This window comes from Bradyrhizobium sp. HKCCYLRH2060 (assembly GCF_051168135.1).
Taxonomy (GTDB): Bacteria; Pseudomonadota; Alphaproteobacteria; order Rhizobiales; family Xanthobacteraceae; genus Bradyrhizobium.
On record NZ_JBNPUK010000004.1, the window covers coordinates 47,140 to 65,982 of the forward strand.

Below are 18,843 nucleotides of genomic sequence, written 5' to 3' on the forward strand. Positions count from 1 at the left end.
TCCGGGGGAGATGGCGGTGGACAATCCGCGTGGTGCGCTGTTTCGCGTCATCGAGCCGAACCGGCACAGTCGGGTCACCTTCGTCGAGCTGTTCTTCGATCTCGTCTTCGTCTACGCGGTCACGCAGATCTCGCACTATCTGATCGGCCATTTCTCGCCGCTCGGCGCCGCCCAGACGGCCGTTCTGTTTCTCGCGGTCTGGTGGGTGTGGGTCTACACCGCCTGGGTGACCAACTGGCTCGATCCCGAGAAGGCGCTCGTCCGAGGTCTCTTGTTCGCGCTGATGCTGGCGGGCCTCGTTCTGTCGATGTCGATCCCGCGGGCGTTCGAGGACCGCGGCCTGTGGTTCGCCATGGCCTACGCCGCCATGCAGGTCGGCCGGACCGCGTTCTGGCTGACCGCGACGCCGCCGCAGCGATTGGCCGTCCGTCGCAACGCCGCCCGCATTCTCTCCTGGCTCAGTGCCTCCGCCGTGCTCTGGCTGCTCGGCGGCCTTGCCGAGGGCCCGGCGCGGATGGGGCTATGGGGGGCGGCGCTCACCCTGGAATATGTGTCGCCGGCCGTCCGCTTCTGGGTCCCCGGGCTGGGTGCATCCACCGTCGAGGACTGGATGGTCGAAGGCGGCCACATGGCGGAGCGCTGTGCGCTGTTCATCATCATCGCGCTCGGCGAATCCATCGTCGTCACCGGCGCGACCTTTGCCGAGCTCGACTGGACCGGAGCCAACATTGCCGCCTTTGCCAGTGCCTTCATCGGCACGGTGGCGATGTGGGCGGTGTATTTCAACCGCGGCGCTGAGGCGGGATCGGAGGTGATTTCGCAGTCGGCGCAATCCGGGCTTATGGCGCGCTCGGCCTACACCTACCTGCACATGCCGATCGTCGCCGGCATCATCGTTTCGGCGGTATCGGACGAGATCATCCTGAAGCACCCCCTCGGGCATACCGACCTGAATACGGCGGCGACAACGATCGGCGGTCCGTTCGTGTTTCTGCTCGGGACCATCCTCTTCAAGTTCAACATCCGCGGCTTCCTGCAGCTGTCGCACGGCGCTGGCCTGCTGGCGCTGATCGGGCTCGGCTGGTTCGCGACCGAACTGTCGCCGCTCGTGCTATCAGCGCTGACGAGCGCGCTGCTGGCGATCGTCGCGCTGTGGGAGACGCTGTCGCTGCGGTCGAAGCCGGAGCCTCACGCCTCGGCGACGAGCGCCTGAACCGAGAACATTTTTTCCGCATCCGTCCACACGGTCTGGACTTTCCAGCCGGAGCCGCGGGCCAGCGCGCCGAAGCGCTCGATGCTGTATTTATAGCTGTTCTCGGTGTGGATGCTCTCGCCGGCCCGGAACGAGAGGGTGGTGCCGAGCAGCCGCACGGTCTGCGGCTTTCGTGCAACCAGATGCATCTCGATGCGGTGCTGCTCGCGATTGTAGATCGCGCGGTGAACGAAGGCGGACAGGTCGAAATTGCCACCGAGCTCCCGGTTGATCCGCAACAGCAGATTGAGATTGAAACGCGCAGTCACGCCGGCGGCGTCATTGTAGGCGGCATGCAGGACGCGCTCGTCCTTCTCCAGGTCGACCCCGACGATCATCAGCGCGCCGGTCCCCAGGATCTCGCGTGCCGAGCGCAGGAAGCGGCACGCCTCATGCGGCTCGAAATTGCCGATCGTCGATCCCGGAAAGAAGCCGACCTTCGGCTTGCCTTCGATGGCGTCAGGCAGTTTGAATGCCGTGGTGAAATCCGCGATGACCGGGTGCACGGCCAGCTGCGGGAAGTCGCGGCGGAGGCTGTCGGCCTGTGCGGTCAGGAACTCGCCGGAAATATCGACCGGCACGTAGGCCGCGAAGCGGCAGCTTTCCAGCAGCAGCCGCACCTTGGTGGTGGCGCCGGCGCCGAACTCGATCAGCGCAGCATCGTCGGGAATGACCGCCGCGATCTCGGCGCCGCGATCCCTGAGGATGCCGAGCTCGGTGCGCGTCGGGTAGTACTCCGGCAGGCGCGTGATCTGCTCGAACAGGTCTGATCCGGCGGCGTCGTAGAAATATTTCGGCGATAGCTGCTTGGGCTGCTGGGTGAGGCCTGCGACTGCGTCTGTCGCAAAGGCCGACGTCTTGTCGTCGGGGAGATGGGCATCGAGCAGCGCGTTGACGTGCACGTTCATGATACTCTCCTGGACGCGCACACGCGCGACTGTCGGGCAACGAATGCTGATAGCTCAGGCGTAGTCCGCGAGCCGGAGCCCGGTGAATTGCCAGCGATGATGTGGATAGAAGAAGTTGCGATAGGTGACGCGGCTGTGGCCCGCCGGCGTCGCGAGCGATGAGCCGCGCAGCACCAGCTGATTGACCATGAACTTGCCGTTGTACTCGCCGAGCGCGCCTTCCGTGGCCCGATAGCCGGGATAGGGGCTGTAGGCGCTGCGGGTCCACTGCCAGACAATGCCGAAGGCGTCGCTGAGCTGGTTGCCGCGCGCGGCGACCTCCCACTCCATCTCGGTCGGCAGATGCTTGCCGCGCCAGCGTGCGAATGCGTCGGCCTCATAGTAGCTGACGTGGCACACGGGTGCATCCGGATCGACCGGCCGCAGTCCTCCCAGCGTCATGATGCGCCATTCGCCCTCGACCTTGTACCAATGGCCGGGCGCCTGCCAGCCCTCGCGACTGGCGGCGGCGAAGCCGTCCATGAGCCAGAGCGTGGCGGTCCGGTAGCCGCCGTCATCCATGAAAGCGAGCCACTCGGCATTGGTGACGAGATTGCGCGCGATGCCCACCGGCCCGACGAGCGCGCGATGGGCTGGCTCCTCATTGTCGAAATGGTAACCATCACCGGCGTGTCCGACGGTATGGATGCCCTCGGGGAGATGAATCCAATCCGCGCCCCGGCCTGCCGGGGCAGGAAAGGTCCAGGATGGATCATAGGCCGGGGCCGTCGGGTTCTGCGCGAATGCGTGCAGGATGTCGGTCAGCATCAGCTCCTGATGCTGCTGCTCGTGATTGAGGCCGACCTCCACCAGCGGCGTCACAGCGGCCAATGTGGCAGGCTCGGCGCTGCCCAGGAAGTCCGCCATCGCCGCGTCGACGTGTTGCCGATACGCCGTGATGTCGGCCACGCCCGGCCGGGTGATCAGGCCGCGCTCGCCCCGCGTGTGGCGCGGGCCGGCACTGACGTAATAGGAATTGAACAGGAACGCGTAATCGGGGTGAAAAGGGGTATACTCCCGATACTGCTCGCCCAGCACGAACTGCTCGAAAAACCAGGTCGTATGGGCGCGATGCCATTTGGCCGGACTGGCGTCCGGCATCGACTGGATGACCTGATCCTCCGGGCTCAGCGGCGCCGCGCGCCGCTCGGTCTCGCCCCGAACGGCGAGGTACGCCTCGGTCAGGCGCCCGGCGAGGGAGCCGGACCCGGTCTGAAGCGTATCAGTGTCGGGGATGGAGGCCGTAGCGGAGGCAGAACTGGTCACGAGGGTCTCCGTTTGCCAGCAGAAAACGATGTTCGACGGAACAAGTTCCTTTCGACAGTTCGTCCTAAATAGGGGCTTGGTTACGGGATGAAACCCTCGTGGCGGCTATAATATTGCTGCCGTCAGCCTATGGTCCGGCCGGGGGGCCTGGGTCGCGGGCCGATCCTCGGCATTTTACTTTGGTTGAACAACGGTTTGCGCTACATATAAAGAAGTGACGGTCGGCCGCGGACGAAATCCGTCCGATGGCGATCAGCGCGGACCGAGCCCCAGGCGTTCCTTGAGGCGCCCTAGAGGAAGCGAAGATGAGCATTGAGCAATTCATTGACAATGAAGTGAAGTCGAACGACGTCGTCCTGTTCATGAAGGGGACGCCGCAGTTTCCGCAGTGCGGATTTTCGGGCCAGGTCGTGCAGATCCTGGACCACGTCGGCGTCGGCTATAAGGGCCTCAACGTTCTCGAATCCGCCGAGCTGCGCAACGGCATCAAGACGTTCTCGAACTGGCCGACGATTCCGCAGCTCTACGTGAAGGGCGAGTTCGTCGGCGGCTGCGACATCGTGCGCGAGATGTTCCAGAGCGGCGAGCTGCAGCAGCTGTTCACCGACAAGGGCATCCCGGTCGGCACGGCGGCCTCCGCCTGAGCTACCCGGTCCGAAAGATCGGCACGACCCGATTCGAGGTCGTCGTCACCGACATCACCAAGCTCGGCGTTGACGCCATCGTCAACGCCGCGAACACGTCTCTGCTCGGCGGTGGTGGCGTCGACGGCGCGATCCACCGTGCGGCGGGACCCGACCTCGTCATGGAATGCCGCATGCTCCATGGCTGCAAGACTGGCGAGGCCAAGATCACCAAGGGCTACCGGTTGCCCGCCCGTCATGTGATCCACACGGTCGGCCCGGTCTGGCAGGGCGGCGACCGCGGTGAGCCGGAGCTGCTGGCCTCGTGCTACCGCCGCTCGATTGAGCTGTGTCACAACCACCTGCTGTGTTCCGTCGCCTTTCCCGCAATCTCGACCGGCATCTTTCGCTTTCCCGCTGATCGCGCCGCCTCGATTGCGGTCGCCACTACGATCGAGGCCATCAGCGGCGAAACCTCGCTGTCGCAGATCGTGTTCTGCTGCTTCTCCGAGGCGAGCGCCGAGCTGCACGACGAGGCGTTGAGTAAGGCGATCGAGAGCCGCGCTCGCAAGGGGGCGCCGCGATAACGGCGGCCGCCTGTGTGGCCGGCTGGTTTACGCAGCCCTCGCGTCATGATCGTCATGCGCCGCGCACGATCTCCCTGACATGGCCGATCGCTTCCTCAATCATAGCGGCTGACACGTCGAGATGCGTGCAGGCACGGATGCGGCCGTCCATCATCGCCAGCAGCACGCCGCGCTTGCGTAGTTCACTCACCATCTTGTCGCCTGACACGCCGGCGCCATCCGGCTTGAAGAACACCAGATTGGTCTCGGGCTCCTGCACCTCGACGCCCTGGATCTGCGACAGCCCGCGCGCCAGCGCCCGCGCATTGGCGTGATCCTCGGCGAGCCGGCCGACGTGATGATCGAGCGCGTAGATGCAGGCCGCCGCGACGACGCCGGCCTGGCGCATCGCGCCGCCGAGCCGCTGCTTCCAGCGCCAGACCTCGTCGATGAAGGCGGCGCTGCCGGCGAGCACGCCGCCGATCGGCGCGCCCAGTCCCTTGGAGAAATCGATCCAGGCCGAGTCCCAGCCCGCGGTCATCTCGGCCGCGGGAATGCCGGTGGCGACGGTCGCGTTGAGCAGCCGCGCGCCGTCCATATGCGTCGCCATTGCATTCGCCTTGGCGATCTCGACGATCTCGTCGAGATCAGCCTTCTTCCAGATCGTGCCGCCGCCGATATTGGCGGTCTGCTCGACGCTGACCACGGTCTGCGGCGGCTGGTAGCGGCTGCGCGGATGTAGCGCGGCGCGAAAGGTCTCCGGTGTGAACTGCCCGTCGGGGCCCTTCAGCTGCGTCACCTGGAAACCACCGAGCGCCGCATGCGCGCCGCCCTCGCGCGAGATGATGTGCGCGGTCTCGTGCGCCAGGATCTCGTCGCCCGGCCGGCAATGCACCAAGGTCGCCGCGACATTGCACATCGTGCCCGACGGCATCAGCACCGCCGCCTCCTTGCCGAGCAGGGCGGCGACGCGGGCGGTGAGCTCGTGCACGGTCGGGTCGTCGCCGATCTGCTCGTCGCCGACCTCGGCCCGCGCCATGGCTTCGCGCATTGCGGGCGTCGGGCGGGTCTGCGTGTCCGACAGCAGATTGACGCGCACGGGCGGCGCCTTGGGATCGCGCGGGGGCGGGGTGTAATACATCGGCAGTCCTCGTTCGCTTATCACGACCCGACCTTACCCAACTCGCAACGCTCCCGCAAAACGCCTCCTCGACTACGCCGCGCGCGGCGGGTTGAGCCAGATGTCCGGCCGCCGCAACGGCTTGCTCTCGATCGGCTCGGCGACCAGCGGCGGCGCCGCGGTGCAGTCGAACACCCAGGGTTCGAGCGGGCTCTGCCGCGACGGTGAAAGCAGCAGCGCGGCGCCCGGGCGCTGCCGCTTGACGTTCCAGCCCATGTTCACCGCGGCCCAGCCCACCAGCATGGTGTGCCATTCGTCGGTGAGCTCGCGCGAGTCGTCGAAGCAATGGAGGAGCTCGAGCGCATAGGGATCATGGCGAAGCTGCGCGTCGGCAAAGGTGAGCCCGGTGCCGACATGGCGGATCACATGGGCTGTCGCATCGGACTGGACGTGCCAGCAGGAGCGTTCGAGGATGTCGAAGACGGTCGAGGGATAGAGGCCGTCGTTGAAGCGATAGCGGACGCCGGAGGTCCGTGCGCGCAACGGCGGAGCGGTGAGCGGCGGCGCCCGCAACGGCGGCAGAGGCGGGGCGCCGACCGCATCGGTCGGCAACGCACCGAAGATGATATTGCGCCTGTTGAACTCCATGGCGAACGCCCCGCTACTTTACAACTGCGGGCAGTGAATCACGGGTCGGATTCGCTGTCAGCCCCAGGTGAGGCGATTCGGTGGCAAGTGTGGCATTCGGGAATCGGTTCGCCTGATCCGAAACCTAAAAAACAAAGGCCCCGGCGCGTGCCAGGGCCTTCGGATTATCAGATGTGATCGGAGCAGAGCTCCGTCAAGATCAGCGCGAGTAGAACTCGACGATCAGATGCGGCTCCATCTGCACCGCGAACGGCACGTCCGACAGCGCCGGGATGCGGATGAACTTCGCGGTCATCTTGCCGTGATCGGCCTCGATGTAGTCGGGCACGTCACGCTCGGCGAGCTGGCTCGCTTCCAGCACCACGGCGAGCTGCTTCGAGGCTTCCTTGACCTCGATCACGTCGCCCGGCTTGACCTGGTAGCTCGCGATGTTGACCTTGCGGCCGTTCACCTTGATGTGGCCGTGGTTGATGAACTGGCGCGCGGCGAACATGGTCGACACGAACTTGGCGCGGAACACGACGGTGTCGAGACGGCGCTCGAGAATGCCGATCAGGTTCTCGCCGGTGTCGCCCTTGAGACGGCCGGCCTCGACATAGATGCCGTGGAACTGGCGCTCGGAGATGTTGGCGTAGTAGCCCTTCAGCTTCTGCTTGGCGCGCAGCTGCACGCCGAAGTCCGACAGCTTGCCCTTGCGGCGCTGGCCGTGCTGGCCGGGGCCGTATTCCCTGCGGTTGACGGGGCTCTTCGGGCGGCCCCAGATGTTCTGGCCCATGCGGCGATCGATCTTGTACTTCGCCTCACTGCGCTTAGTCATCGCGTCCTCTTCAAGTCTTTCGTTCGGGTTTGAGGAAACGCGCCCTCCTGTGTGTCCGGGAAATCCGGTCCACCGACAGACCCCTCCCCAAAGCATGAAGGGAGAAGGCCACGGGTCGCGAAACGCAACGCGGGCCGAAAGCGGCCCGCGAGCAGGGGGTTCTTAGGCGAGAAACTGCCGGCTTGTCAAACCGCAACGGCCGCTTTTGCCGGCAAAATCACCCTTTCGGCCCCTTCAGGACGGTCATTTTCCGCCGCCCCGCCTCGCATCCCAGGTCGGCTTCCGCCGGACTGCGCCCGGGAACCGGGCAGGCCCTCAGCTCGGCTGCGATCTCGCCATTCAGCACCTGCTCGAGTCGGATCGCGGTCCGGGCGATCATGGCGCCGTCGGTAACCCGGTGGTCCCAGCGGATCAGGATGGGAATCGTCTGGTCGGGCTGGACGACGTCGTAATTGATGATGAACGGTCCCGGGCTCAGGGCGTGCAACTGGCCGCCTCCGCAGGCGGCGATGCTGGTGACGGAGAAATTGCCGAACCAGTTGGCGCGCTGGCGGCCGAAATTCAGCCCGACCCACCAGGCGAACCGGCGCAGCGGCAGCGGCAGCCGGGTCGCGCGCATGATCTTGCGGAACATGGCGACGTCGTCGACCGGCGCCTCCTTGCCCTGGCGGATCAGGGCGTCGATCTCGGCCAGCGACATGGCCTCAGGCCCGGAGACGCGCTGCGGCAGCACGCAATCCTCGCCATTCTCGACCCGGGCAATGGTGACGGTGGCGACGCTGCGCGGCAGCTCGTAAAGGCAGCGCCGCGGCCACCCGGTGTAGAGCGTGCGCAGGACCGGCTCGTCACGGGCGACCAGGGCGAACGCCTTGACGAAGATCGCGGCGAAACCGGGCGGGTGGACGGCCGCGGCGCGGGCCTCCAGCAGCGGACCGATCTGGATCGTCCGGGCCAGCGACACGAACGGCACGCCGCGCGAGGCATGCATCAGATCGATGATCAGACGGCGGTGCAGCGAAATCGGCCTGGTCGTTCCGCGCATCCTGAACCTGTCGCTCCCGTTTGTTGTGCTTGGCCTGGTCCGGCTCCCCGGCGGCGGCTGCTGTTAACACCGCAGGCCGGGTTACGGAAGCGCCGCTCTAGGGCGCCGGTGCGGCCAGCGGCCCGAGCACGGCCAGCGACGTGCCCAAAATCGTCTTCTTCGTCATGGGCTTCTCCCCCAATCCTGTTTTTCGTTTGGAACGTGAAGCGGCCCTGAATCAGCGCTTGATCCCCTCGAAGCTCGCGGCAATGCCGCGCTGGAACAGGGACCAGTCGAAGCCGAGCGCCAGCGCGACGTAGCCGCGCGCGATCATCGCATTGGCCTGATCGGCGCTGCGCGCGGCGCCGCCGATCGGCACGCCCGATCTGAGGATGCCGGCCTCGGCGCGGGCGATGAGGGATTTCACCAGGGGATCATCGAGTTGCCCGCGCTTGTTGATCGAGGTCGCGAGATCGCCCGGGCCGATCACCGCGATGTCGATGCCGGGCGTGGCCATGATCTCGTCGATGCGCTCGACCGCTTCGACATGCTCGATCGTGACCATGCAGATCATGTCGTCATCGGCCGTCGCCATGTAATCCGCCATCGACACGTTCCAGTGGAACGGCGCGTGGAACGGACCCCACAGGCGGTCGCCGCGGGGTGGGTAGCGCACGCTGCGCACCGCCTTCTCGGCGTCCGCTCGGCTCGAAATCATCGGGAAGTTGATGCCGAGCGCGCCGAGGTCCATCGGCGCCTTCGCCAGATGCGGCTCGTTGGCGGCGATCCGCACCAGCGGCACGCAGGGCGTGCCCGCGGTGGCGGTGATCATCGCGTGCGCGGTGGAGAGATCGATCGGCCCATGCTCGAGGTCGACGATGATCCAGTCGAGCTGTTGCGCCATGATGCGCACGGTCTGGATGCTCGGGATGGTGGCGATGGCGCCGAACGTCGGCCGCTTGTCGCGCCAGGCCTGCTTGAGGCGGTTGAGCCGTTGGGGCGGTGCGGACATCGGCGGTCTCCGTCAGGCCGGGACGCGGCCGCCGAAATAGGGCGTGAGCGCGCGGCCGAGCTGATGTGGCTTGTTCGAGGTGAAGATCATGGTGGCGCCGCCATCGTCGGCGTCGCCAGCCGGGGGGCCCAGCAGGTCGACGACGCGGCGCGCGATCGCCGGTGCCGGATCGATCCAGGTGACGGGCCAGGGCGCCAGGCGTTCGAGCCGGTCGAGCAGCAGCGGATAATGCGTGCAAGCGAGCACGACCGTGTCGGTGCGATCAGCGGGATCGGCGGCGTCGCCCACGAAGCAGGGTGCGATCTCGGCGGCGATGGCCGCGTCGCTGACCTGCGTTCCGCTGAGCGCGGCCTCCGCCAGTGACGCAAGCTCCGGCGAGCCGACCAGGGTGAGGTTGCAGCCTTGCGCAAAATCGCGGATCAGCGCGTGGGTATATTCGCGCTGCACGGTCGCCTTGGTGCCGAGCACGGAGACGCGCCTGGTCTTTGACTGCGCGCAGGCCGGCTTGATCGCCGGCACGGTGCCGACGAAGGGCGTGGGGTAGGCGGCCCGCAGCGGCGCCAGCGTCTGCACGGAGGCAGTGTTGCAGGCGATCACGACGAGGTCGGGCCGGTGCGCGGCGATCAGCTCGCCCATCAGCGGCACCACGCGGGCGACCAGCGCCCGCTCGCTGTGATGGCCGTAGGGAAAGAAGGCGTCGTCGGCGACATAGACGTAGTGGGCGTCAGGCCGCGCCCGCACCACCTCGCGCAGCACGGACAGGCCGCCGAGGCCGGAGTCGAACACGAGAATCGTAGGGCGATGGGTCACGCGGCGAGTGTACCGGAATGGGAGGGGCGATTCAGTCGGTTTTTCTGCGGGGTTTGGCGGCAGTGAGGCGCTTGGGTGTGTTCCAGCGGCAGAAGGGAAGGTTCAAAAACGCGCATGTGGGCCAAGCTGGCCATCCAGAAACCGATGTCCTCCCGGCGAACGCCGGGATCCATGACCACCGGCGGAAATTGGCGCCAAGGCCGTCCGCTCCAGCGTGCCTCAAACAACCGCCGCGGCGTAGGGGTCCCGGGTCGGCGCCGCGCCAACGCTTGCGCGTTGCCGCAGCTTGCCGGACGACAGCGGAAATGAAAGCGACATTGCGAGCGCAGTGTTCAGCCCGGAGACGTCGCTGACGGGTGTTCGGGGACATAGTTGACAGTTGTGGGGTCGCGCAGATCAATCGCTGCGCTCCTCGCAAGGACGGCGGTGAGACATGGGCAAAACATGCATTCTCATTCTCGCACCCGCTTTCGCGTCCGAGTGTTGCTCATCTGGTCGCCCTCCTAACAATGAGGGCGCGGGAAAGGCCGGGTGCCGGTCGCACCCATGGCCCGCCTGCGAAAAAAATGCAGGCGGCAGGAACCACAGGTACGGGCCGGATCATCCCGGCCTTCCCCGCGCAATGGTTTGAACGGCTTATACGTGATCTCCCCGGGGATCGGCTTTCTTGCCCCCGTCGCCAGCGCGCTCGTCGAACTTGCAGCGCCAGCTTGGCATCAGCACCGGGATGCCAGGACCACACGACTTCGCCGTACGCATCGGATCGTTCGTCGGCATGATCGCTCACGCTGCAACCCGATACGCCCACCGCATCCCGCACCCAACGCTCGTGACGATCGCGATGCGCCCCTCAATCGGAGCGGGACGCGATACCATAGCATTGAATTCCGAAAAACGGAAGATAAAAATTCGGATTTTCTGGCGGCGCCGTCCAGCGGGAGCATACGAGCCGCGATTGGCGTCACGTATAACATTAGTGTTGACTAATTGATTAGTTGCTGCTATTGCTTTCGCATGATCCAGTCTGAACCCATCACGGCCGTCATGCGCGCGCTGGCCGATCCCACCCGGCGCGCGGTGTTCGAGCGCATCGTCGCGGCCGACGAGATCACCGTCGTCGAGCTCACGCGCGGCAGCACTGTCACGCAGGGCGCCATCTCGCAGCATCTGAAATCCCTGAAGCAGGCCGGCCTGGTCTGCGAGCGCCCCGAGGGCCGCAAGGTCTATTACCGCGCCGAGCCACGCGGCCTGGAGCCGCTGGCCGACTGGATGAGCCATTACGGCGTGTTCTGGCGCGACCGCTTCGCCAATCTGAAAAAACTGCTGAAGGACATCGATCCATGAACCAGGCCGTGAACGCGGACACGCAGGCCATTGTCGTCGAGGACATCTTCCCGCATGCGCCGGAGGTCATCTGGAAAGCCCTGACCAATGGCGAGCTGATCGGCCGCTGGCTGATGGCGCCCAAGGGTTTTGAGCCCGTCATCGGCAATCGCTTCACCTTTCAGACCACGCCGGCGGGCCAATGGGACGGCACCATCCACTGCGAGGTGCTGGAGGTCGTGCCGAACGAGCGGCTGTCCTACGCGTGGAGGGGCGGCCATGACAGCAATGTCGGCTACGGCGCGAAGCTGGAGACGGTGGTCACCTTCAGCCTGTCCAGAGCGGACACGGGCACGCGCCTTCGCCTCGTGCATTCCGGCTTCGTGCTGCCGGCCAACGAGACGGCGTATCGCAAGATGGGCGAGGGCTGGAAGACCGTCGTCAAGAAGCTCGATCAGGTCGCCGCCGAGCAGGCGTCACCGCAGCGGTCGCACTGAGGAGAGCAACATGACCAATTCCTATGTCGGGGGCTGCGCCTGCGGGGCGGTGCGTTACGAGATCAAGGGCGAGCCGGCGGTCATGCTGGATTGCCAATGCCGGCAATGCCAGCGCGACAGCGGCACCGGCCATCAGTCGCACCTGACCTTCGTCGCGGCGGAGGTGAAGGTCGACGGCGAGGTGTCGCATTTCCAGACCATCGGCGATGGCGGTACGGTGAAGCGGCGGGCGTTCTGCCAGACCTGCGGCTCGTCGATGCACCTGACGTTTCCGGCGATGCCCGATGTGTTCATCGTCACGCCCGCAAGCCTCGACGATCCCAGCCGCTACCGGCCGCAACTGGTGTCGTGGACCGCCGCCGGACATCCCTGGGATCACCTCGATCCGGCGCTGCCGAAATTCGAGAAGATGCCGCCGCGGTGAGTTTACCACGCGGGATGCGAGACTTGGGAGCGTGGTCGTTTCGGTGACGGCCCAAGACCGTCACCGAAATCCTCCGACCGAAATCCAACCAGCCACAGACCCAAAACCCCGGCACGGACGTTCAGGGATCTGAGGTTGGAGCGGGTGTTTTGGAGGAGATCCGCATGGCGCCAGAGCGTGCGCAGTCGACCGTGTACTTCGATGGATCCTGTCCGCTGTGTCGAGCGGAGATCGGCTATTACGGCCGGACCGATCAGGCGGGTGCGCTGTGTTTCGTCGACGTCTCCGAACCAGGCGCGGAAACGCCGGATGGCGTGACCCAGCAACAGGCGATGGCGCGGTTTCATGTGCGTGCCAGTGACGGGCGCCTGCTCTCGGGCGCTGCGGCGTTCGTCGAGATCTGGCGCCGTCTGCCGCGTTGGCGCTGGGCGGCGCGTGTGGCCTCGCTGCCGGGCGCGCTGGCGGTCCTGGAGTTCGGCTACAGGCTGTTTCTTCCCGTGCGGCCATTGATCTCGCGCGGCCTGGGCCGCATCCTGCAGCGTGGGAAGCAGGAGGGACGCGGAGCGTGACCGGGCAGGCTGGCGGCACGATGTCGCGCTTTCTCAACTGGTTCTTCCGCAATCGCGCGACCGGCGAGATCACGATCGCCCAGATGCCGAACCCGGCGCTGTGGATCGTGCTGGTGGGAAGCCTCGTGGGCTGGGCCTTGCACCCGCCGGGTCGGACGGGCGCGAATCTGGATTGTCTGGTGAAGGCCGGTCTCGTCGTCTGGGCCGTCGATGAGCTCGTGCGCGGCGTCAATCCCTGGCGCCGCTGTCTCGGGGCCGCCGTGCTGATCTACGAGGTCTCGACGTTGGGATGGACGTGAGCAGATGTGTGTGACGCGCCCCGATGATGTCGGTCGCTTGATATGCATCAACCGGCAAAGACGGCTGCTGACCGATTGTGGGCTATGAAGTCGTCCGGCCTCGATGGCATGGAGGTGTCTCGGGCGTTCTGCGTAGGCCTTCGCCGGACAGGAACTGCGGCCTCATGAGTCCGACCACGATCAACGACGCGAGCGCTGCCGCGCGTCCGGAGCATCCGGGTGCCGCACCCGTGTTTCGCGCCCGCAAGCTCTCCAAGACCTACCGCATGGGCGAGGTCGAGGTGCATGCGTTGCGCGACGTCGATCTCGACATCTACGAGGGCGAGTTCGTGGTGCTGCTCGGCCCCTCGGGATCCGGCAAGTCGACCTTGCTCAACATTCTCGGCGGGCTGGACAGCCCGACCTCGGGCGAGGCGCAGTGGCGCGATCATCAACTGGTCGGCGCCGGCGATGCCGAGCTGACGCGCTACCGGCGCGAACATGTCGGCTTCGTGTTCCAGTTCTACAACCTGATCCCGAGTCTGACGGTGCTCGAGAACGTCGCGCTGGTCACCGAGATTGCCGACAGGCCGCTCGATCCGCGCGAGGTGCTCAAGCTCGTCGGGCTCGAGCGGCGGATCGACCACTTTCCCTCGCAGCTCTCCGGAGGCGAGCAGCAGCGCGTCGCGGTGGCCCGCGCCATGGTCAAGGCGCCCGACGTGCTGTTGTGCGACGAGCCGACCGGCGCCCTGGACTACGAGACCGGGAAGGTGGTGCTCGCCGCGATCGCGCGCGCCAACGCGCAGCTCGGGACGACCACGATCATCATCACGCACAATGCGGCGATCGCCGGCATGGCCGATCGCGTGCTGCGGCTCGGCGGCGGGCGCATCGTCGGCGAGGAGCGCAATGCACGGCGGCTGTCGGCCGAGGAGGTGCATTGGTGAGCCTGCTGGACCGCAAGCTGTGGCGCGACATCGGTGCGATGCGCGGGCAGGTGATCACGATCGCGCTGCTGGTGGCGGCCGGCGTCGCGGTGTTCGCAGGCTCGGTCTCGACCTATCTGTCCCTGCGCGACGGCTGCGAGCAGTTCTATGCCGATGGCCGGTTTCCGCAGATCTTCGTCACGCTGAAGCGGGCGCCGCTGGCGCTGGTGCCGCGACTGAGCTCCATCGCCGGCGTGGTCGCGGTCGAGCCGCGCATCGTGCGCGAGGTGATCGTCGACTGGCCGGCGGCGTCGCAGCCGGTCTCGGCGCGCCTGGTGTCGCTGAGCCGCGCGGGCGACGAAGCGCTGGCGCGTTTGCATCTGCGGCGCGGCACGGCGCCCGAGCCGGGGACCGCGCGCAGCGCCGCGGTCAATGAGGCGTTTGCCGAGGCCAATGGCGTCAATCCGGGCGACGACATCCGCGTGCTGCTCAATGGCCGCGTGCAGGGCTTCCGGGTCTCCGGCATCGCCTTGTCGCCGGAATATGTCTACGCGGTGAAGCCGGGATTGCCGATCCCCGACGATCGTCTCTACGCCATCCTGTGGGTCGACCGGAGCGCGGCCGAGGCCGCCTTCGATATGAAAGGGGCGTTCAACGACGCCGTGATCGCGCTCGCCCCGGGCGTCGATCCCAAGCCCGTGATCGAGGAGCTCGACCGGCTGCTCGAGCCCTATGGCTCGATCGGCGCGATCGCGCGGCGCGACCAGCCGTCGAACCGCTTTCTCGAGGACGAGTTGAACCAGCAGAAGGTGATGTCGATCACCATCCCCATCATCTTCTTCGGTGTCGCCACATTCCTGCTCAACGGCGCGCTCGGGCGGCTGGTCGCCGCGCAGCGCGAGCAGATCGCGGCGCTGAAGGCGCTCGGCTTTCCGACGCTGCGGCTCACCTTCCATTATCTCAAGCTGATGCTGGTGATCGTGCTGATCGGATCGGCGCTCGGCATCGCCGGCGGCGTCGGCTTCGGCCATGCCATGATATCGAGCTATCAGGGATTCTTCCGTCTGCCCGAGCTGCCATTCCGGCTGGCGCCCTGGGCGGCGGTGGCCGGCGTCGCGATCAGCGTCGCGGCGGGCGCGCTCGGCGTGGTCACGGCGCTTCAGGAGGTCGTCGGCCTTGCGCCGGCAGAGGCGATGCGGCCCGCGATGCCGCTGGGGTTCCGCCGCTCCTGGATCGAGCGCATCGTGCCCGGCACGGCGTTCGGCGCGCGGCGGATGATGATGCTGCGCAACGTCGCGGGGCGGCCGTTCCGTTCGCTGTTCACCATCATCGGCATCGCCTTCGCGGTGCCGATGATGGTGCTCGGGATCTTCTGGCGCGACGCCATCGGCGAGATGATCGAGCTGCAGTTCAACCTGGTCGAGCGCGGCAACGCCACGATCACGTTCATCCATCCGATGGACCGCGCGATCCTGCGTGACCTGGCGCGCCAGCCCGGCGTGCTCGCGATCGAAGGCCAGCGCATCGTTCCGGTGCGGCTGCGGGCCGGGCACCAGAGCTACCTCACCTCGGTGATCGGACTGGCGGCCACCGACGAGCTGCGCCGACCGCACGATTCCGCACGTCGTCCGATCGTCGCGGCGCCCGACGGCATCACGCTGACCCGACGCCTCGCCGAGCGCCTGGCGCTGAGCGCGGGGCAGATCGTGACGGTGGAGGCGATGGAGGGCCACCGCCGGCGGCGCGACCTGCCGGTGAGCGCCATCGTCGACGAGGCGATCGGGATGGCGTCCTACATGGACATCGATACGCTCAACCGCTTCACCGGCGAAGGCGCGGTGATCTCGGCGGCGAGCCTCCATGTCGAGCCGGCGGCGCTGGCCGCGCTCGGCGCGAGGTTCAAGAGCATGCCGAAAATCGAATCCGTCACCATGAAGGCCTACACCCTCGCATCCTTCATCGAGAAGATCGCGGGCCTCGTGTTCGTCACCGCCGGCATCCTCACCGGCTTCGCCGCGATCATCACCGTGGGCGTGGTCTACAACAGCGCCCGCATCAGCCTGCAGGAGCGCGCCTGGGAGCTCGCCAGCCTGCGCGTGCTCGGCTTCACCCGCGGCGAGGTCGCGGGCATCCTGTTCGGCGAGTTCGCGCTGGACATCGCGGTCGGGATTCCGCTCGGCCTGGTGCTGTCGCACGCCATCATCGGGCTGATCGCGCGGCTGCATTCCAGCGAGAGCTTTCAGATCCCGGGCGTGATCGCGCCGCGGACCTACCTGATCGCGACCGCGGTGGTCTTGGCCAGCGCCGCGATCAGCGCCATCATCGTTCGCAGGAGGGTGGATCGGCTCGATCTGGTCGCGGCCCTCAAGACCAGGGAATGAGCATGCCCCCCGTTTTGCGCCGCGTCGTCATCGTATCGAGCGTTCTGGCCGCGGCCGGCATCATCGCCTGGATGGTGATGCCGGGTCCGGTCCCGGTGGAGACGGCCGCGGTGACGAAAGGGCGGTTCGTTGCCACCGTCGATGACGACGGCAAGACGCGGGTGCGCCAGCGCTACGTCGTGGCGGCGCCGCTCGCCGGCCGTCTCGGGCGCATCCGCTTCAAGGCCGGCGACCAGGTCAAGGCCGACGACGTCGTCGCCACCATCACGCCGGCGCCGGCACCGCTGCTCGATCCGCGCTCCCGCCGCGAGGTCGAGGAGCAGCTCGGCGCGGCCGAAGCCAATGTCGAGCGGGCCAAGGAGGTGGTGGCGCGGGCGCAGGCGCAGAGCGCGCAGGCGAGCGCTGATCTTGCGCGCACCATGGCGCTGGCCGCCAGCGGCGCTGCGACGGCGCAGGCGCGGGAGCGCGCCGAGCTCGCGATGCGGATTGCCGAACGTGACCTGCGCGCCGCCGAATATGCCGACCATGCCGCCGAGCACGAGCTCAGCCAGCTCAGGGCGATGCTGGCGCGCTACGGGAGCAACACGGATACCGACGCGCCCGCGGATAGCTGGAACGTGACCGCACCGGTCGGCGGGCTGGTGCTGAAGGTGACCCAGGAAAGCGAAACGACGGTGCAGCCAGGCGCGGCGCTGCTCGAGCTCGGCGATCCCCGTGATCTCGAAGTGGTCATCGACGTGCTGAGCACCGACGCGGTCGAGATCCGTCCCGGCGCCGAGGTCACGATCGATCGCTGGGGCGGGGCGGGCCGCCTGTCGGGACGGGTTCGCCGGGTCGAGCCGGCGGCCTTCACGAAGATCTCCACGCTCGGCGTCGAGGAGCAGCGCGTCAACGTGCTGATCGACATCGTCTCGCCGGCCGAGCAATGGCAGCGGCTCGGCGATGCCTATCAGCTCGATGCGCAGATCGTCGTCTTCACGCAGGAGGATGCGACCATCGTTCCGACCGGCGCGCTGTTCAAGCGCGGTGACGACTGGTCGGTGTTTGCGCTGAAGGATGGGCGCGCCGAGTTGCGCACCGTCCGGCTCATCCGGCGCTCGGGCCGGTTCGCCGCCGTGGCCGACGGCGTCGCCAGCGGCGATGTCGTGATCATCTATCCCAGCGACCGGGTCGCCGCCGGCGTCAAGGTGGCGCCGCGCTGACCTGCGGCGGCCGCAGAAGCGTTCCTCAGCGCTGCGACGCCAATTCTCTCAGCCGCGCATGACGCGCCAGCGCATGCGCGATCAGACGATCCATCAGCGCCGGCTGGGGCAGGCCGGTGGCCTCCCACATCTTCGGGTACATGCTGATGTTGGTGAAGCCCGGCAGGGTGTTCACCTCGTTGACATAGACCTCCTCGCCGCGGACGAAGAAGTCGACGCGCGCGAGACTCTCGCAGCAGAGCACGCCGAACACCTCGGTGGCCATCTTGCGGATGCGCGCGGCGAGCGCAGGTTCGACCTGCGCCGGGACGTGCAGCGAGGCGCCGGATGTGTCGGTGTACTTGGCTTCATAGGAATAGAAGCCGTGGCTGTCGGCGGGCACGATCTCGCCGAGCTCGGAAGCGGCGACCTTGCCGTCGGGATGCTCGAGCACGGCGCATTCGATCTCGCGCACCGGGCTGATGCAGCGCTCGATCAGGATCTTGCCGTCGAAGCGCAGCGCGAGGCGGCAGGCAGCGTCGAACTCCGCTTCGTTGCGCGCCTTGGAGATGCCGACCGAGGAGCCGAGATTGGCCGGCTTGACGAACAGCTCGGGCGAGCCCATCGCGGCGACCGCCGCTTCATAGCTCACCGCCGATGCGGCGGTCATCGTGACGAACGGCACGATCGGCAGGCCGGCGTCGCGCAGCAGGCGCTTGGCGACGTCCTTGTCCATCGCCGCCGCCGATCCCATCACGCGGCCGCCGACATAGGCGACATCGGCGAGCTCCAGCGCGCCCTGCACGGTGCCGTCCTCGCCGTTCGGACCGTGCAGCACCGGGAAGACGACGTCGAAGGCGAGCTCGCGCAGGGGCCCGTCGCCGATGACCAGCGCGCGGCCCTGGCCTGCCGGCAGCAGCACGATCTGCGGGCCGTCCGCGGGCACGGTCAGCGCCCCGGCTGTGCCGTCATTCGCGGCGTCGGCCAGCACCCAGCGTCCCTCGGTGGTGATGCCGATCAGCGTGACGGCGTAGCGGCCGGCATCGAGCGAGCGGACAATGTTGGCCGCCGAGGCGCGCGAGACGTCGTGCTCCGCCGAGCGCCCACCGAACAGGATCGCCACGCGCGTCTTTGTCTCTGTCATCGTCCTCGTCCAGCCCTGGTCCTTGCGGTGCGCGACCG

Annotated in this window: 20 protein-coding genes; 11 read left to right on the forward strand and 9 right to left on the reverse strand. The window is 67.1% G+C overall.

All coding sequences use genetic code 11. The annotated features are described in order from the left end of the window. The first annotated feature begins 10 nt into the window (after positions 1-10). Positions 11-1,213 carry a low temperature requirement protein A gene (locus ACQR10_RS10995; RefSeq protein ID WP_316183082.1) on the forward strand — a complete coding sequence of 401 codons (1,203 nt, stop codon included), beginning with the start codon at positions 11-13 and terminating at the stop codon, positions 1,211-1,213. Here ACQR10_RS10995 and egtD read toward each other — a convergent pair. Further along, entirely contained in the window at positions 1,189-2,160 is a 972-nt protein-coding gene (gene egtD, locus ACQR10_RS11000; protein ID WP_315801199.1) for an L-histidine N(alpha)-methyltransferase, read from the reverse strand. The genes ACQR10_RS10995 and egtD overlap by 25 nt on opposite strands. Before the next feature lie 54 nt (positions 2,161-2,214). Further along, complete coding sequence (gene egtB / locus ACQR10_RS11005; RefSeq protein ID WP_316215931.1) at positions 2,215-3,465, reverse strand: ergothioneine biosynthesis protein EgtB; 1,251 nt, start codon at positions 3,463-3,465, stop codon at positions 2,215-2,217. A gap of 305 nt (positions 3,466-3,770) precedes the next feature. On the opposite strand from egtB, the gene grxD reads away from it, so the two are divergent. After that, positions 3,771-4,109: a Grx4 family monothiol glutaredoxin gene (gene grxD / locus ACQR10_RS11010; RefSeq protein ID WP_006609190.1), complete on the forward strand. Its 339-nt coding sequence runs from the start codon at positions 3,771-3,773 to the stop codon at positions 4,107-4,109. Continuing rightward, positions 4,106-4,675: an O-acetyl-ADP-ribose deacetylase gene (locus ACQR10_RS11015; protein WP_315801381.1), complete on the forward strand. Its 570-nt coding sequence runs from the start codon at positions 4,106-4,108 to the stop codon at positions 4,673-4,675. The genes grxD and ACQR10_RS11015 overlap by 4 nt, the downstream gene beginning before the upstream one ends. 52 nt (positions 4,676-4,727) lie before the next feature. Here ACQR10_RS11015 and ACQR10_RS11020 read toward each other — a convergent pair whose 3' ends face one another. From ACQR10_RS11020 to murI, 6 genes are all read right to left on the reverse strand, one after another. Then, a complete protein-coding gene (locus tag ACQR10_RS11020; RefSeq protein ID WP_316215932.1) occupies positions 4,728-5,795 on the reverse strand; it encodes a threonine aldolase family protein in 1,068 nt (355 codons plus the stop codon). A gap of 72 nt (positions 5,796-5,867) precedes the next feature. Continuing rightward, a complete protein-coding gene (locus ACQR10_RS11025) occupies positions 5,868-6,422 on the reverse strand; it encodes a hypothetical protein (protein WP_316215933.1) in 555 nt (184 codons plus the stop codon). Between the two features lie 199 nt (positions 6,423-6,621). Continuing rightward, entirely contained in the window at positions 6,622-7,239 is a 618-nt protein-coding gene (rpsD, locus tag ACQR10_RS11030; protein WP_315801195.1) for a 30S ribosomal protein S4, read from the reverse strand. A 217-nt stretch (positions 7,240-7,456) separates the two neighbouring features. Then, entirely contained in the window at positions 7,457-8,281 is an 825-nt protein-coding gene (locus ACQR10_RS11035; RefSeq protein WP_315801194.1) for an acyltransferase, read from the reverse strand. A gap of 217 nt (positions 8,282-8,498) precedes the next feature. Beyond that, complete coding sequence (locus ACQR10_RS11040; protein ID WP_316215934.1) at positions 8,499-9,272, reverse strand: HpcH/HpaI aldolase family protein; 774 nt, start codon at positions 9,270-9,272, stop codon at positions 8,499-8,501. 12 nt (positions 9,273-9,284) lie between these two features. Then, positions 9,285-10,082 (reverse strand): glutamate racemase, encoded by a 798-nt coding sequence (gene murI / locus ACQR10_RS11045; RefSeq protein ID WP_316215935.1) that lies wholly within the window; start codon positions 10,080-10,082, stop codon positions 9,285-9,287. 1,014 nt (positions 10,083-11,096) lie between these two features. Between murI and ACQR10_RS11050 the strand changes: the two genes are divergently transcribed. From ACQR10_RS11050 to ACQR10_RS11085, 8 genes are all read left to right on the forward strand, one after another. Continuing rightward, entirely contained in the window at positions 11,097-11,426 is a 330-nt protein-coding gene (locus ACQR10_RS11050; protein WP_315801191.1) for an ArsR/SmtB family transcription factor, read from the forward strand. After that, entirely contained in the window at positions 11,423-11,902 is a 480-nt protein-coding gene (locus ACQR10_RS11055) for an SRPBCC family protein (RefSeq protein WP_315801190.1), read from the forward strand. The genes ACQR10_RS11050 and ACQR10_RS11055 overlap by 4 nt, the downstream gene beginning before the upstream one ends. Positions 11,903-11,912: 10 nt before the next feature. After that, the gene (locus ACQR10_RS11060; RefSeq protein WP_315801189.1) at positions 11,913-12,326 is read left to right on the forward strand and encodes a GFA family protein; all 414 of its coding nucleotides are present in this window, start codon (positions 11,913-11,915) and stop codon (positions 12,324-12,326) included. 164 nt (positions 12,327-12,490) lie between these two features. Continuing rightward, positions 12,491-12,895, forward strand: coding sequence for a thiol-disulfide oxidoreductase DCC family protein (locus ACQR10_RS11065; protein ID WP_316215936.1), 405 nt, complete (start codon positions 12,491-12,493; stop codon positions 12,893-12,895). 20 nt (positions 12,896-12,915) lie between these two features. After that, entirely contained in the window at positions 12,916-13,194 is a 279-nt protein-coding gene (locus ACQR10_RS11070) for a hypothetical protein (protein WP_315801380.1), read from the forward strand. 164 nt (positions 13,195-13,358) lie between these two features. Then, positions 13,359-14,120, forward strand: a complete 762-nt coding sequence (locus ACQR10_RS11075) for an ABC transporter ATP-binding protein (protein ID WP_315801187.1) — start codon at positions 13,359-13,361, stop codon at positions 14,118-14,120. Continuing rightward, positions 14,114-16,480 carry an ABC transporter permease gene (locus ACQR10_RS11080; RefSeq protein WP_316215937.1) on the forward strand — a complete coding sequence of 789 codons (2,367 nt, stop codon included), beginning with the start codon at positions 14,114-14,116 and terminating at the stop codon, positions 16,478-16,480. The genes ACQR10_RS11075 and ACQR10_RS11080 overlap by 7 nt, the downstream gene beginning before the upstream one ends. A 2-nt stretch (positions 16,481-16,482) precedes the next feature. Beyond that, positions 16,483-17,682: an efflux RND transporter periplasmic adaptor subunit gene (locus tag ACQR10_RS11085; RefSeq protein WP_316215938.1), complete on the forward strand. Its 1,200-nt coding sequence runs from the start codon at positions 16,483-16,485 to the stop codon at positions 17,680-17,682. A 25-nt stretch (positions 17,683-17,707) separates the two neighbouring features. Here ACQR10_RS11085 and ACQR10_RS11090 read toward each other — a convergent pair whose 3' ends face one another. Beyond that, on the reverse strand, positions 17,708-18,805 hold the full coding sequence (locus ACQR10_RS11090; protein WP_316215939.1) for a D-alanine--D-alanine ligase family protein: 1,098 nt from the start codon (positions 18,803-18,805) through the stop codon (positions 17,708-17,710). Between the last annotated feature and the right edge of the window lie 38 nt (positions 18,806-18,843).